Below are 14,932 nucleotides of genomic sequence, written 5' to 3'. Positions count from 1 at the left end.
GACTCCCTGACGCGAGTCTTTATAGGATGGGCCTTTCACTGCCGCATTCCAAGGGGTGTCACCGGCATTTTATCGAACGTGCCTTGTGCAACGCGGCAGGATCAGACCATCTGGATCACGTCTTTTTCAATCGACAGCATATAGCCCTTTTTGGCGATGTTCTTGACCAGCAACTCACTGACCATCTGGTTGCCAAGGGCATCTCGCAGCCGTTTGATCCGGGTGGCGCCTGCGGCCTCGTCACAGTCGGCGGCGTCTTTGCCGGATATCATCGCCTCGATCTGCACGCCCGACAGGACCTCATCATCCAGACGGGATTCGGCCAAAACCGACAGGGTCTCCATCGCCGCCGGGGTCAATTTGAAATCCATATTGTTCAAGTAGACGGTGTTTTCCTCGCGGCTGATCAGCAAAGAGGTGACCTGAATGCCAGTGCGTTCGATCTGTGCCATCCGGCGGTTCAGCAACACCAACATCACCAGAAACACCAGCGCGGTCACCAGCATTGCGGTGGCGAAAACCAGCAGCACGAAGATCACCATGCGATAGCTGGACAACGTGTCGGCAAAGGCCGTGCCGGATTGTGCCAGAATCTCCAAAAGCCGGATTTCAGTCTGCGAGGTCAGGTCGCTTTCGATGAACAGCCGCTCAACCCGCGCGTTGAAGGCGTTTGCGTCGGGCAGGGTCCAGAACAGGAAGATCGCCGCTGTCACCAGAATCAACACGATCGCCGCGATGCCCGCGCCGACCAGTCTGACACCGGATCGGCGGGCCTCAGTAACGGAGATAGAATTGTCCGGCATTGGCCTTCCTTTTCTCCAACCCTTCCGGCCCGAACACGGACATGACGTTCAGCAGGGTCCAGCCCGCGCCCTTTAGGCGCTGGGCGACTTCACGTTTTGCCTGCCCCTTGTCGCAGGCCGACACCTGCATGACGCCATAGTGCAGGCGCAGCGGATTGTCCTGTTTGGCCTTGTAATCCGCATAGCAATCGGCCGCCGTGGCGGCCGAGCCAAGCGATATCAGGGCCAGCAGGGCCAGAGAAGAGAGGAGCTGTTTCATAGGCCGCATCCTGCGCATGGGTTGGCGCGATATTCAATAACCCAAGGGGTTTGGCGGGGCTGATATCGGATAACAAGGGGTCGTTATTGCTTGTCTGGGCAGGGAACACCCAGTGTCAGGGCATTGAGCACACGGCCCGCAAACGGGTCACCTGAGACTTCTGAAGGACAAGCACCATGCATAAGAAATTCATCGCCCTGATCGTGGCCTCTGCGGTTGCCATCACCGGAATTTCGGCGTCGCAGGCGCGGGCGGCCGATGTCGAAGATATCCTTGGTGGATTGGCAGCCATCGCGCTGCTTGGCGTTGCGGTGAAGCATCTCAACGATGAAAACAAGAAGAACACCGTTACGAATAACTACAATCATGTTTATAAGGCGCCCCAGGACCACGTGTACACAAAGCCAAAGCGCAGGCCGCACGACGTCCGTCCGCTGCCGGAACGGGTTGCGCGCTATAGCCTGCCGCAACGATGCTTGCGCACTTTCCATGGGTTCTCGCCCGATCAACCGCTGTTGGGCAAGAACTGCCTGAGCAAGCATTACAAATACAGCAATAGCCTGCCGGACCAGTGCAAGGTCAGGTTCTGGAATGGCAAAAAAGTCAAGCGGGCGTACCACCCTGGCTGTTTGCGCCAGAACGGATACCGGGTGAGTTACAAGTAACAGTTTTCGAGCAGGAGCGGCGCCACAGAAGTGCCGTACAGGGAGAGGGTGGCGCAAGCTGCCCTCTCTTTTTTTCTTGCGGTGGGCGGAGAAACGCGGTTTTCCGGGGGCATGACGAAACCGGATTATGAGATTGAGAATGCCGCTGCGGCGCAGGGATACCTGCGGATCGCGGGCGTGGATGAGGTTGGGCGCGGGCCGCTGGCCGGGCCGGTGGTGGCGGCTGCTGTGGTTCTGAACCCCGATAATATTCCCGAAGGGCTGAACGATTCCAAGAAGCTGACCGCCAAACGCCGCGCCGCGCTGGAGGCCGCCCTGCGCGACCGGGCCGAGGTCACGGTAGCCGAGGCTTCGGTGGCCGAGATCGACGAACACAACATCTTGCGTGCCTCGCATCTGGCGATGGAGCGTGCAGTCGCCGCGCTGGACCCACCACCCGACTATCTGCTGATCGACGGAAACATGATTCCTCGTGGGTTAACGATCCCGTCGCAGGCCGTGGTCAAAGGCGACGCGCATTCGGTGTCGATTGCGGCGGCTTCTATCGTTGCCAAAAACTGGCGCGATCAACTGATGGTGGATTTGGCGCAACAGCATCCCGGCTACGGGTGGGAGACAAACGCGGGTTATCCGTCGAAACAACACCGCGAAGCGCTGCAAAATCTTGGTGTGACCCCACACCATAGACGTTCGTTCAAGCCGGTACACAATATCTTGTATCAAGAGTAAATCGTAAGTCGCTGATTCAAAAAAGAAATTGACGGCGAATCGTCTTTGACTCATCCTTGTCTCAACCAAATGAGCGCAAAAGCGCCGTGGATACTTGAGGCAGTAAAATGACAACAACCACCAAAAAGGGCGCAAAAGCGCTCCCTTTAAACACGATTCTATCCGGGGACTGCATCGAAGTGATGAACAGTCTGCCCGAGGCGTCGGTGGACCTGATCTTTGCAGATCCGCCCTATAATCTGCAGCTGAAAGGCCAGTTGCACCGCCCCGACAACAGCCAGGTAGACGCGGTCGACGATCACTGGGATCAGTTTTCCAGCTTTGGCGCTTATGACCAGTTCACCCGTGACTGGCTGAAGGCGGCGCATCGTCTGCTCAAGCCCAATGGCGCGATTTGGGTGATCGGCTCTTACCACAACATCTTCCGCGTGGGCTCGGCCCTGCAGGACGCGGGATACTGGATTTTGAACGACGTTGTCTGGCGCAAGTCGAACCCGATGCCGAATTTCCGCGGCAAACGCTTCACCAACGCGCATGAGACGATGATCTGGGCCTCGAAACGCGAAGGCGCGAAATACACGTTCAACTACGAAGCGTTGAAGGCGCTGAACGAAGGCGTGCAGATGCGCAGCGACTGGGTGCTGCCGATCTGCACCGGGCATGAACGTCTGAAAGACGAAAACGGCGACAAGGCGCACCCGACGCAGAAACCGGAATCGCTGTTGCACCGTGTGCTGATTGGCTCGACCAATCCGGGCGATGTGATCCTTGATCCGTTTTTCGGCACCGGGACCACAGGTGCCGTCGCCAAGATGCTGGGCCGTGAGTTCATCGGTATCGAGCGCGAGGAAAGCTATCGCAAGGTGGCTGAGAAGCGCATCTCGAAGGTGCGCAAATTCGACCGCGAAGCGCTGGAAGTCAGCGCCAGCAAACGCGCCGAGCCGCGTGTTCCCTTCGGCCAACTGGTCGAGCGCGGGATGTTGCGGCCGGGCGAGGAGCTTTATTCCATGAACCAGCGCCACAAGGCCAAGGTCCGCGCCGATGGCACGCTGGTTGGGCAGAACGTCAAGGGCTCGATCCATCAGGTAGGTGCGCATCTGGAAAACGCGCCATCCTGTAACGGCTGGACCTACTGGTGCTTCAAGCGCGACGGCAAGACCGTGCCGATCGATGTTCTGCGCCAGCAAATCCGGGCCGAGATGAACTGATTTCACCAATACCGCCGGTGCCTGTGGCCTGACACAAGGCACTAAGCCTTGCCCCGCCGACTTCGGCGGGGTCTTTTGTTTTCCGAACGTCTGGTTTCAATCCATACCTTCTGTATCCTGCGGCGCAGCGAAGGAGCCTCAGAGATGTCGGATACCACAGCCAGCCAATCCCGCCTTGAACGGTTTTCGGTGACGCGCCCGGACAATTACGATCTGGACAACAAATACACCGAAGCCGCGCTGGAACGGCACAAGCGCGAAGGGCTGGAGCTTGCCGTCCGCGCCCGGTGGGTCGCGATGGGCCTGACTGCGGTTCTGCTGGTTTACCTCAACCCGCAATTGGAGGTGATGTGGTATCACTTCATCCTGTTGCTGATCTGTGCAAATGGCTGGCTGATCCGGCGGGCGGGGCGTGTGGGACAATCGCGTACCGAGCTTTTGCTGATTTTTGCGGATTTGCTGATCATGACATTGGGCATGATCGTTCCCAACCCGTTTAGCGATGATGTGCGGCCGCTGGCCATGCAGTACAGGTTCGACAACTTCCAGTATTTCTTCATCATTCTGGCAGCAGGCACGCTGGCCTATTCCTGGCGGACGGTTATTGCGATCGGATCGTGGACCGTGATGATGTGGACCGCGGGCTGGGTGATCGCCTGGTGGGTAGCAACGCCGATCCCCGGCATCAGCGAACGGGTGGCAGAGGCTTTGGTCGGCTATCCGGATGTCGCCGAATGGCTGAACCCAAACAGTTTTATGCCTGAGCTGCGCATTCAGCAGGTCATTGTATTCATGATGGTTGCCGTGACGCTTGGCATTTCAATGCGCCGGCTCAACAGGTTGTTGATGACCAATGCAGGGTTGGAGAGGGAGCGAGCAAACCTGTCACGGTATTTTTCACCCAACGTGGTGGACGAACTGAGCCAGAACGACGAGCCGCTCAAACAGGTGCGCAAAGAGAACATTGCGGTTCTGTTCATCGATATCGTGGGGTTCACCAAATATACCGCCGGGCGTGACCCTTATGAGGTGATCGAGGTTCTGCGCGGGTTCCATGCCCGCATGGAGGCCGAGGTATTCCGGCATCATGGTACGCTGGACAAGTATTTGGGTGACGGGCTGATGGCGACATTCGGAACGCCGGTACCAACGCCTCAGGATGCCAGCAACGCGGTGGCCTGTGCCCGGTCAATGGCGTCAGTGATCGACCGCTGGAACCTTGAGCGCCGCCGGGCGGGCGAGCCTGAGATACGTGTTGGAATCGGGGTTCATTATGGCGCAGTGGTTCTGGGCGATATTGGCGCTAACCGGCTGGAATTTGCGGTGATCGGAGATGCGGTGAACGTGGCCGCCAAGCTGGAGGCGCTGACCCGGGTGTTTCAGGCCAAGGTGATCATCAGCGACGCGGTGCGGGACCAGTTGCAGGACGAGGGGCACAGCGCATCTGAGCTGATGGCAGGATTCGAGAAACACGAAAACCATGCGGTCCGGGGGGTAGAGGCCCCGATGGATGTGTGGGTAATGACGGGGTAGGGGCTCCCGTCGATCTGCCCTGCATCAGAGATGCAATGCGGATCGTTGGGCCGGGCAGCGCGCTGGCGCGCGCTGCGGTCAGGTACGTGGCAAAGGGTTTTGCGACTTGTTGTAGGGCGCCCAGTCCGTGACCTCGGGATAGTACTGGCGGCGCCAGGCGCGGACGCGGGGGTTCATGACCCGGCGCCAGAGGGGCGGGATCATGGCAGCGATGGTCATCACCGGATAGCCATAGGGCAGTTGTGGGGCGGTGTCTTCGGAATGGTGCTGCAGCAGCGGAAACCGGCGGTTGGGTTTGTAGTGGTGGTCCGAATGGCGCTGCAGGTTGATCAGCAGCCAGTTCGACGCCTTCTGCGAGGCATTCCACGAATGGCGTGGCAGGACGTGTTCGTATTTCCCCTCACCCAAGTGTTTTCGGGTCAGGCCGTAATGTTCGACGTAGTTGACCAGTTCCAGCTGCCAGATGGCAGTGCTTGCCTGGATCAGGAACAGGGCGAGGCCGGGTAGACCCCCGATGGCAAAGGCAAGGGCCAGCATCACGCCTTGCAGGGCCCAATAGCGCCAGAATGGGTTGGACCGATCGGTCCAGGGACGGCCTTTGCGGGCCAGCATTTCACGCTCGGCCCGGAAGGCGGAGACAAGGCATTGCCTCAGGACGCGCGGGTAGAAGCGGTGGAAGCCTTCGTTATAGCGTGCCGTGACCGGATCGCGTGGGGTGCCGACATAGCGGTGATGCACCAGCAGATGTTCCGAGCGGAAATGCGAATACAGCACCATCGCCAGAAGGATATCGCCCAACCAACGCTCGAACCGGCCTTTCTGGTGCATCAGCTCGTGGCTGTAATTGATGCCGATGGTGCCGGAAATCGTGCCCATTCCGAAGAACAGCCCGATCTTGGCCGCTGTCGACAGATGGTCGGTATGGGTGGTGAGCCAGATCAGCCCGTACAGGGTTAGGAACTGCACCGGAACCCAGGCTTTAGTCAGCAGGATATACCAGCGTAGCACGGTGTCTGGCGTGTTTGGGTCGGCGTTGTTCAACTCCAGTCCGGTGAACCGGTCCAACACGGCAAAGGCCCACCATGTCGACATCGGGACAAGCAGCACCCACCAGCCGCCGGCCATTGCCGTGGCCCAGATCACTGGGATCAGCAGGAATGAGATCCAGAAGGGCAGTGCCGATTGCCAGCGTGACAGGGACAGGTTTGCGGTCATGGGAGGGCTCCGAACGATTGCGCATAGACTAGTCACAGTCCATTGGCGTGCACAACGGACTATCGGTCGCGCCAGAGGTTGTGCGCCTTGCGCATCACCGTGGGCAGGTCGCCGGGGCGGAAGGCGTGTTTTTCCAGTACAATCAGGCCTTCGGGCGCGCTTTCGGCAGGCAGCGGAGCCGTCCAGATGCGCAGGATCAGGTGGAAATGTGTGAATGTGTGTCGCACCTCGCCGGTCAGCATTTGCCAATCCGCCTCAAACGGGGGTGAGTCATCTGGTGTATCGGACCAATCCGAGCCCGGCCAGCCCAGCATCCCGCCCAGTAGCCCTTTGTCGGGGCGACGTTCCAGCAGCAAGGCACCGTTGTTGTTTTGGGCGATATAGACGTGGCCGTAGCGCGTGGGTTTGGGCTTTTTCGGTGTCTTGCGCGGCAGGTCAGGCTGCGTTCCGGCCGCGCGGGCCTGACAGGGTTCGCGGACAGGGCAGATACCGCAGGCCGGAGATTTCGGCGTGCAGATCGTGGCCCCCAGATCCATCACCGCCTGCGCATAATCTCCGGGTCGCGTGTCGGGTGTCAGCGCCGCGGCTTTGTCCTTGAGCAGAGGTTTGGAACCGGGCAAGGGATCGTGAATGTCGTAAAACCGCGCCATGACGCGTTCGACATTGCCATCCAGCACCGTCTCGGGGCGGTCGAAGGCGATCGCCGAAATGGCGGCGGCGGTATAGGGGCCGATGCCGGGCAATTTTAGCAGGGCCTCGTAAGTATCGGGGAACGTGCCGTCATGCTCATCAGTCACCGCCCGCGCGCATTTCAGCAGGTTGCGGGCGCGGGCGTAGTAGCCAAGCCCGGCCCATTCGCCCATGACCTGATCGTCCGGGGCGGCGGCCAGTGTCTGAACCGTGGGCCAGCGGGATGTGAAGCGGGTGAAATAGTCGCGCACGGCGGCCACCGTAGTCTGTTGCAGCATCACCTCGGACAGCCAGACGCGATAGGGATCGGGCATCACGCCTGCGACCCGATCTGCCGGGCCGATACGCCAGGGCATCTCGCGGGCGTGGCGGTCGTACCAGTCCAGCAGAGAACCGCTCAGGCCTTGTTGAAGAGAGTCACGCAAGTTTTATCTATCTCCCTGTCGGGTTTCGCTGGCGCCCGGTGTCACGCCCTTTACAATAGCGGCGCAGGAGTTGGAAACCAGATGCAGCGCAGACGTTCTTCGACCCGCGGGTTCAAACGCACCGCGACATTGCTGAACGGGCAGATTCGGCGCGCCGGGGAAAGCCGGGGCTTTGCCGTGTCGCGCCTGCTGACCCACTGGGCCGAGATCGTGGGCCAGGATTTGGCATCGATCGCGCGGCCCGTAAAGGTGGGCTATGGCAGGGAAGGCATGGGGGCGACGCTGACCGTTCTGACCACCGGCCCGCAGGCCCCGATGCTTGAGATGCAAAAGGAACAGCTGCGCGGCAAGGTGAACGCGGTTTATGGCTATAACGCCATCAGCCGGGTGCGCATCACCCAGACCGCTCCGACTGGATTTGCCGAGGGGCAGGCCAGTTTCGACCACAAGCCGAAACCAGCGAAACCCAAGATTGACCCAGAGATCGAGGCCGAGGCAGGCCGGACCGCACGCGACGTTCACGACGGTGATCTGCGCGCGGCCCTTGAACGTCTGGGCCGTAACGTTTTATCCAAGCAAAAACGCTGAGAAAGGGCTGAGAAATGAGCCGTATTGCAACTGGAATCTGCGCGGCCGTCGCCATCGCCGCGGGCGGCTATTGGCTGTCGCTGTCAAATTCCTCTCCGTCTTATCCGCTGATCGGCAGCGCCGAGGCGCAAGAAGCCGATCTGGACACCTCGACCATCGTCGAGATGGTGCAGGGCGCCGAGGATGCGCCGGTCGAGATCATCGAATATGCCTCCTACACCTGCCCGCATTGCGCCACCTTCCATCAGGGTGCGTTTAAGCAGATGAAGAAGGATTTCATCGACACCGGCAAGGTCAAGTTCGTCTACCGCGAAGTGTATTTCGACCGCTACGGCCTTTGGGCCTCGTTGGTGGCGCGCTGCGGTGGCCCCGAAAAGTTCTTTGGCATCTCCGACCTGATTTTCGAAGGTCAGTCCGAATGGGTCAAAGCCGGTGGCCCGGCCGAGATCGTGGACGAGCTGCGCAAGATCGGGCGTCTGGCGGGCATCGACAATGACCAGCTTGAAGCCTGCCTGCAGGACGGCACCCGTGCCCAGACGCTGGTGGCCTGGTATCAGGAAAACGCCGAGCGTGACGGCATTCAGGCAACGCCTTCGTTCATCGTGAACGGCAAGAAGGTCGACAACATGTCCTATGCCGATTTCAAGAAGCTGATCGAAGAAGAACTGGGCAGCTAACTGCCATGTGCGACCGGCTCAATCCGGGCCGGTCGCCAATCACGGCGACGGGGCGATCTGCTGCAGCATCTGCCGGATCTCGTCGGCCTCTTCCACTTTCAGACGAACAGGCAGCGTCAGGACCTTGCTGCGGAATGCGGCAGGCAGGCGCACGGCATCTTTTTCCGTTGTAACCATCTGCGCACCCAAAAGACGGGCTTCGTTTTCCAAACGTGCCATCAGGGCCGGGGTCAGCGGCTGGTGATCGTCCAGCGCCTCGGCCCGCAGCAGTTTCGCGCCTTGCTGGCGCAGGGTGCGAAAGAACTTTTCCGGATGCCCGATGCCTGCAAAGGCCAGAACGGGCGTGTCGGCCCAATCCATACCGGTCTGCAACGGTGCCACCTCACCGGTGACATGGGGCACCGTCAGGGCTGTGCCCCAGCGGTCAGAGAAGTGCGCCTGAGACGCCGCATCCCCCAGTGACAGCACCAGATCGGCGCGTTGCAATCCGACATCAACGGGTTCACGCAAGGGGCCGGCGGGCAGGCATAGGCCATTGCCGAAACCACGTGCCGCATCCACCACGATGATCGAGAAATCCTTAGCGACCGAGGGGTTCTGAAACCCGTCATCCAGTACGATCACCGTGGCCCCGGCCTCAGCCGCGGCTTTGGCCCCGGCGGCGCGGTCCTTGGCGACCCAGACCTCGGCAAAGGCGGCCAGCAGCAGCGGCTCGTCCCCGACCTGTGCGGCGGTGTGTTTGGCGGGATCAACGCGCACGGGACCGTCCAATGAGCCGCCATGGCCACGCGTCACCACATGGGTCTCGTGCCAGGCGTCGCGCAACCGTTCGATCATCCAGATAACGGTGGGGGTCTTGCCGGTGCCACCCGCGTTCAGATTACCGATGCAGATCACCGGAACGCCCGGTTTGATACCGGCCTCCGAGGTAACCCGGCGCGCGGTTGCGGCCGCATAGATGCGTCCCAGCGGCGCCAGCAACCTGGCTCGCAGGTCCAGCCGATCGGGGGCGGTGTTCCAGAAATCAGGTGCGCGCATCATCTGTCCCCCGCTGATCCAGGCAGTCCTGCACCATGTCGATTAGCCGATCCGTTTGTGGCGCGCCCTCGGATACGATCTGCCACCCCGCCAGTGCCATGTCCGCAGCGCGGTCCGGCGACAGCATTTCAACCACGGCGTCGCCCAGCTCGGTTGCGGTCCTGACAACGCGTGCGGCCCCGGCGCGATCCAGCTGATCGTATATCTGCTGATGACGATGCACAAACGGCCCGTGGATGATGGACGACCCGAGGGCTGCTGCAACAAGCGGATCGTGCCCGCCCGCACCGCGCTCCATCGAACTGCCCATGAACGTGACAGGCGATATCCGGTGCCACAGACCCAGGTCTTCGTGTTCCGCCGACAGGATGACCTGTGTGGTGTCTTCGATCTGCCCGTCGGCATCCCAGTTGGCGCAGCGCAGGTCCATGGATTCCAGGCGCTGGTGCAACGGTCCGGCTTCGGCCATGTCCGCCACATGCAGGACCAGCGTCAACCGGGGGAGCATCCGCATCGCCTGACGATGGGCACTGAGAACCGAGATGAACTCTTTGTCCAATACGCAGGCGGCAAGCCAGACCAGTCGGCCCGCCAAGGCATGATTGGTTTCGATCAACTCGTCTTCGGGCCAGGGCCTCGGGTTCGGACTGACATGCAGGGGAGGGGATTCGCCGACCTTGTCCGAGGCAACACCAAGGCGGCGGATCGTGCGGGCCGTCTCGGATGTCTTGGTCAGGATCGATTGGAAACAGTCCAGCGTATAGCGGGTGATATCCGGTAGCCATCGTGCCCCGCGCGCGATCTTGATGTCGATCTGCGCCTCGATCAGGATCAGGGGAATGCCGCGTTCCTCGGCACGGGTGATGACGTTGGGCATCAGCCCGCCCCCGACCCAGAGGCCGATATCGGGGCGCCAGTGATCCAGAAACGCCCGCGCGGCACCGGTCTGTTCCAAAGGCAGGTTTACCAGCGGATAGTCACCCTGATCCCAGCGGCGCAGATCGGCCTCGGGCGGGGCCGTCAGCAACACGTTCAGGGACGGGCGGGCCAGTTGTAGCCTGCGGCAGAAATCGGTCACCGCACGCTGGCGGTTCTGAACGCTGATATGAACCCAGATCAGCTCACCTTCGGGGCGAGGCTGGTCGGGCCGGTTTGCCGTGTTGGGCACGCCCCAGGACAGCACCCGATACGCGGCCAGGCTGAGAGAGCGCGGCTTGCTCATGGGCGAATACCGGCGCTGTCCGGGTCAAGCTGGGCGCGCAGGGCATCGTGCAGCAACGGACCCGCCGCGATCACGCCGTTCAGACGTGGATGGGGGTTGTTGAACCGCAGGGGCTGGCCCAACCGGTCCGAACAGGTGCCGCCCGCCTCGCGGATTATCAGGTCTCCGGCTGCAATATCCCATTCCCAGCTGGGGCGCAGCGTCAGCATCCCGTCAAACCGACCCTGGCCGACTGTGGCCATGCGATAGGCCAGTGAGGGGCGATAGACCCGTTTGAACTCGGGCACCTGACCTTGCAACCAATGGCGCGGGTCCAGATTGGGCTTGGCCGCCAGAATCTCGGCCGATCTAATATCCGAGACGCCGGACACCCGGATTGCCGCTCCGTTCAGGGTCGCGCCTTCGCCTTTGGCGGCGGCAAAAAGCAGATCGCGCTGTGGCAGGTAAATCACCGCAGCGGTGACTTCGCCCCCTTCGGCGACGGCAAGCGAATGCGCCCAGGTGCGGGACCCTTCGGCAAAGCTGCGGGTGCCGTCGATCGGATCGATGATGAACACGCGGTCGCGGGTCAGCCGGGCGGTGGAATCCTCGGTCTCTTCGCTCAGCCAGCCATAGCCGGGCCGGGCCGAGGGCAGGCGCTGTTCCAGCATGGCATTGACCGCCAGATCGGCCTCGGTCACCGGGCCCGCGCCGTCGGGCTTGTCCCAACGCTGTGCCGTGGCGCCCGAGTATCGGGTGGCGATCTTTCCGGCCTCTAACGCGGCGTCGATCAAAAGGGGCAGGTCAGTTGCCGGCAAGCGTCATTCCTTCGATCAGCACCGAGGGCACTACCCGCGACAGGTAGGGCCGCGCATCGTTTGCCGGGATGATCCGTTTCAGCATGTCGCGCAGATTGCCCGCGATGGTGCATTCATTGACCGGATGCGTGATCTCACCGTTTTCCACCCAGAACCCCGAGGCGCCGCGCGAATAATCGCCCGTGTTGGGGTTGATGGTGGAGCCGATCATCGAGGTCACCAGCAGCCCGGTGCCCATGTCGCGCAGCAGGTCTTCGCGGCTTTGAGTGCCTTGCGTCAGGCTCAGGTTCCAGTTGCTTGGCGATGGCGGCCCGGATACGCCGCGTGCTGCGTTGCCGGTTGATTTCATCTCCAGCTTTCGCGCGCTGGACAGGTCCAGGGTCCAGCCGGTCAGAATGCCGTTTTCAACAATCGCACGACGCCGGGTCGCCAGACCCTCGGCATCGAAGGGGCGCGAGCCTGCGATACGCGGGCGGTGCGGGTCTTCGATCAGCGACAGGTGTTCGGGCAATACCTGTTCGCCCAGACAATCCTTTAGCCAAGAGGCACCCCGCGCGATGGCGGCCCCGTTGCTGGCCCCCAGCAGGTGACCGATCAGCGAGGATGAAATGCGTTCGTCAAACAGCACCGGAAAGGTTCCGGTTGCTGGCTTTTGCGCGCCCACCAGTGACACGGCACGTTCGCCTGCGGTACGGCCGATTTCCTCGGGGTTGCGCAGGTCGCTTTGGAAGGTGCGGCTGTCACCGTCATAATCGCGCTCCATCCCGGTGCCTTCGCCCGAGATCGCCACGCAAGAGGTCGAGCGGCTGCTGCGGGCGTAGCCGCCGGAAAAGCCGTTGGTCGCCGCCAGATGCACGCGATGGGTGCCATACCCCGCCGACGCGTCGGAAACCTGCGAAACCCCCTGAACCGCCAGCGCGGCGGCCTCGGCCTCCAGCGCGTCGCGCTTCAAATCCTCGGCCGCCGGTTCCGGGGCCGGGTCGAACAGTTCCAGCGCGGGCAGGTCCCAGCCGTTGGCCAACTGGTCCGCATCGGCCAGACCGGTGAACGGGTCCTCGGGCGCTTCGCGCGCCATGGCCACGGCGCGTTCGGCCATCGCGGTCAGGGTCTCAGGCCGACTGTCCGAGCTGGAGACAATCGCCTGTCGCTGGCCCAGGAACACCCGCAGGCCCAAATCGGTGCCTTCCGAGCGTTCGGCATGTTCCAGCGCGCCGCCCCGCACCTCGACCGAGACAGAAGAGCCGTCGATCACGATGGCATCCGCCGCATCCGCCCCGGCTGTGCGGGCTGCGCCCAACAGGGCTTGGCTGATCTCTTCGGGTGTACGGGTCATGCGGCCTCCGGTCTTTACCCATTGGACCTAGCCTTGGACCGCCCGACCCGCAAGACCTGCGGTTGTATTGGAGGATGCATTTTAGGGTGAGTGGCGCTCGGGCCAGGACACAGGGGGGGCAGGCGGGGCAGAATATCCGCCCCGCCGCATGATCATCACTTGATGCGTTGACCATTGGCCAGGATCTGGCCGTCTTTGGTGAATTCGATTTTCGAGTTCAGCGTGTCGGGCTCATCCCCCGGTACCGCCATCAGGCCCATCATCATTCGGGCACCCATCGCGTCGCTTTCCTGAAGCAGACCCATGCCGATCAGCTTGTCGATCAGCGCATTGGCCCCCACCAGCTGCAGGTTCGCCACGCCCGCCGGTGCGGGCATTCCGTCGAACTCTTCGGTGTTCGAATTGTCGAAAGTAAAGTCCGCGTCACCCGTCAGCTTTGCGCCGACCAGAGAAACCAGCAATTCGTTGATTTTCAGCGAGTTCAGCTCACCCGGTGCGTCACCGGATTCCTCCAACTCTTCGATCGAAGCCGGATCGAAGAAATTGGTCAGGATTTTGGCGGTGCCGGTGGTGTCCAGCGCGATGGTCGCGGGGTCACGCGGCAGCGCTCCGGCCGGGTCGAAAATGCTCCACAACACGTCCGACATGGTGAAATCCGTCAGGTTTATGGCGAAACCAAAGGGCTGCTCCTCCTCGGATTGCTTCAGCGGGAACTCAAAGCTCACGCCGGTCTTGGCCATCGCGATTTCAATCGGGAACGGCAGGTCAGCGGTGGTGACCGCCAGTTTCGCGTTGTTCTGCTCGATGTCATAGGCAAGGCGCTGTTCGTCCAGGCTGGCCCCGAACCGGCCGCCCTGGGATTCGCTGCCCATCGAGAACGCCTGACCTTCGCTGGTCCCGTCAATGGCGGTGTTCCCCGAGCCATAGGTGAACAGGCCCGAAAACGAGGTGTCGCCCTGGAAAAAGCTAGCGGGGTCCGAGCCATCGAAATCCGACGGGATCACGCTGAGGCCTTCAAAGGCCAGTTTGTCCATCGATCCGACGATCTTGCCGTCATCCGACCCTTCCGGATCGTTGAACATGAGGTCATAGGTCAGCCCATCAGCAGTAAATTTCTGATCGACCTCGCGGTTTTCACCGATTTTCATCCGCGAACTGCCCGCAAGGTTGCTCAGTTCGAAATCCATATCCAGAAGGTCTTCGGGTGCGGATTCTCCGTCAACCGTCAGGCCGCCCAGCTTCACGCCCAGAGTTGGCGCGGAATAGTCATAGGTCATGTCGTCCGGATCGCCCGAGACGACCATTTCAAGACCCTTGTGATAATACTCGATGTCGACGGCAAACGCCTCGTCCGCTTCCTCGCCCGTTACGGTCATGGGGAAGTTTTCAGGCAGGTCGATGCTGACCGTGCCGTCGCCGTTTTCGGTCAGGGTCATTTGCGGTACGGTGACCTGGAATGCTCCTTCGCTGTCCGGAACCGTCATGGCCACGCTCATATCCGAGATGGTGGTCACATTGCCCGATACGGATTGTTCGGCCGAAACCGTGTATCCCATCTGTGTCAGGTAGGCCTGCCAGTCATTCCAAACCTGCTGTGCGGTGACATCGGCAAGTGCACCCTGGGTGATGACGGCATAAGCCAAGACTGCGCCGCAACTGCGACGAACGAAAACGGACATTTGAGAACCCTTCTTGATCAATTTTGCGGGCATCGTCGTGTCTGCGGCCCCGGGCGTCAAGGGGCAAGGGC

General features: G+C 61.4%; 15 protein-coding genes. 6 read left to right on the top strand and 9 right to left on the bottom strand.

The annotated features are described in order from the left end of the window. Positions 1-101 precede the first annotated feature (101 nt). Together GOX88_RS10100 and GOX88_RS10095 are read right to left on the bottom strand one after the other, a co-directional pair. On the bottom strand, positions 102-803 hold the full coding sequence (locus tag GOX88_RS10100; RefSeq protein WP_170401043.1) for a winged helix-turn-helix domain-containing protein: 702 nt from the start codon (positions 801-803) through the stop codon (positions 102-104). Further along, positions 775-1,062, bottom strand: coding sequence for a hypothetical protein (locus GOX88_RS10095; RefSeq protein ID WP_170401042.1), 288 nt, complete (start codon positions 1,060-1,062; stop codon positions 775-777). The genes GOX88_RS10100 and GOX88_RS10095 overlap by 29 nt, the downstream gene beginning before the upstream one ends. A gap of 176 nt (positions 1,063-1,238) precedes the next feature. Here GOX88_RS10095 and GOX88_RS10090 point away from each other — a divergent pair, with 176 nt between their 5' ends. The 4 genes from GOX88_RS10090 (at position 1,239) to GOX88_RS10075 (ending at position 5,197) form a co-directional block, all read left to right on the top strand. Beyond that, complete coding sequence (locus GOX88_RS10090) at positions 1,239-1,727, top strand: hypothetical protein (RefSeq protein WP_170401041.1); 489 nt, start codon at positions 1,239-1,241, stop codon at positions 1,725-1,727. A 111-nt stretch (positions 1,728-1,838) separates the two neighbouring features. Further along, positions 1,839-2,456, top strand: coding sequence for a ribonuclease HII (locus GOX88_RS10085; RefSeq protein WP_170401040.1), 618 nt, complete (start codon positions 1,839-1,841; stop codon positions 2,454-2,456). 107 nt (positions 2,457-2,563) lie between these two features. Continuing rightward, on the top strand, positions 2,564-3,664 hold the full coding sequence (locus GOX88_RS10080) for a site-specific DNA-methyltransferase (protein ID WP_170401039.1): 1,101 nt from the start codon (positions 2,564-2,566) through the stop codon (positions 3,662-3,664). Positions 3,665-3,808: 144 nt separating this feature from the next. After that, on the top strand, positions 3,809-5,197 hold the full coding sequence (locus GOX88_RS10075; protein WP_170401038.1) for an adenylate/guanylate cyclase domain-containing protein: 1,389 nt from the start codon (positions 3,809-3,811) through the stop codon (positions 5,195-5,197). Positions 5,198-5,275: 78 nt separating this feature from the next. On the opposite strand, the gene GOX88_RS10070 is transcribed toward GOX88_RS10075, so the two are convergent. After that, positions 5,276-6,412, bottom strand: a complete 1,137-nt coding sequence (locus tag GOX88_RS10070) for an alkane 1-monooxygenase (protein WP_170401037.1) — start codon at positions 6,410-6,412, stop codon at positions 5,276-5,278. Positions 6,413-6,471: 59 nt separating this feature from the next. Further along, positions 6,472-7,527, bottom strand: coding sequence for an A/G-specific adenine glycosylase (gene mutY / locus GOX88_RS10065; RefSeq protein WP_254436274.1), 1,056 nt, complete (start codon positions 7,525-7,527; stop codon positions 6,472-6,474). 81 nt (positions 7,528-7,608) lie between these two features. Here mutY and GOX88_RS10060 point away from each other — a divergent pair, with 81 nt between their 5' ends. Both GOX88_RS10060 and GOX88_RS10055 read left to right on the top strand, forming a co-directional pair. Then, positions 7,609-8,115, top strand: a complete 507-nt coding sequence (locus tag GOX88_RS10060; RefSeq protein ID WP_170401036.1) for a DUF721 domain-containing protein — start codon at positions 7,609-7,611, stop codon at positions 8,113-8,115. Positions 8,116-8,129: 14 nt separating this feature from the next. Beyond that, complete coding sequence (locus GOX88_RS10055) at positions 8,130-8,792, top strand: DsbA family protein (RefSeq protein ID WP_170401035.1); 663 nt, start codon at positions 8,130-8,132, stop codon at positions 8,790-8,792. Between the two features lie 39 nt (positions 8,793-8,831). Here the strand turns inward: GOX88_RS10055 and lpxK are convergent, their stop codons facing one another. The 5 genes from lpxK to GOX88_RS10030 all read right to left on the bottom strand — a co-directional run bounded on the left by lpxK (position 8,832) and on the right by GOX88_RS10030 (position 14,861). Continuing rightward, positions 8,832-9,830 (bottom strand): tetraacyldisaccharide 4'-kinase, encoded by a 999-nt coding sequence (gene lpxK, locus GOX88_RS10050; protein ID WP_170401480.1) that lies wholly within the window; start codon positions 9,828-9,830, stop codon positions 8,832-8,834. Next, positions 9,817-11,052, bottom strand: coding sequence for a 3-deoxy-D-manno-octulosonic acid transferase (locus tag GOX88_RS10045; RefSeq protein ID WP_170401034.1), 1,236 nt, complete (start codon positions 11,050-11,052; stop codon positions 9,817-9,819). Before GOX88_RS10045 ends, lpxK begins: the two co-directional genes overlap by 14 nt. Then, positions 11,049-11,849: an inositol monophosphatase family protein gene (locus GOX88_RS10040; RefSeq protein ID WP_170401033.1), complete on the bottom strand. Its 801-nt coding sequence runs from the start codon at positions 11,847-11,849 to the stop codon at positions 11,049-11,051. The genes GOX88_RS10045 and GOX88_RS10040 overlap by 4 nt, the downstream gene beginning before the upstream one ends. Then, complete coding sequence (locus tag GOX88_RS10035) at positions 11,836-13,182, bottom strand: TldD/PmbA family protein (RefSeq protein ID WP_170401032.1); 1,347 nt, start codon at positions 13,180-13,182, stop codon at positions 11,836-11,838. Before GOX88_RS10035 ends, GOX88_RS10040 begins: the two co-directional genes overlap by 14 nt. Before the next feature lie 155 nt (positions 13,183-13,337). Next, positions 13,338-14,861, bottom strand: a complete 1,524-nt coding sequence (locus GOX88_RS10030; protein ID WP_170401031.1) for a DUF2125 domain-containing protein — start codon at positions 14,859-14,861, stop codon at positions 13,338-13,340. Positions 14,862-14,932 lie beyond the last annotated feature (71 nt).

It is taken from the genome of Ruegeria arenilitoris, from assembly GCF_013030985.1.
GTDB lineage: Bacteria > Pseudomonadota > Alphaproteobacteria > Rhodobacterales > Rhodobacteraceae > Ruegeria > Ruegeria arenilitoris_B.
The sequence above is the reverse complement of the archived record's forward strand: the minus strand, read 5'-3'. Positions and strand labels throughout refer to the sequence as shown.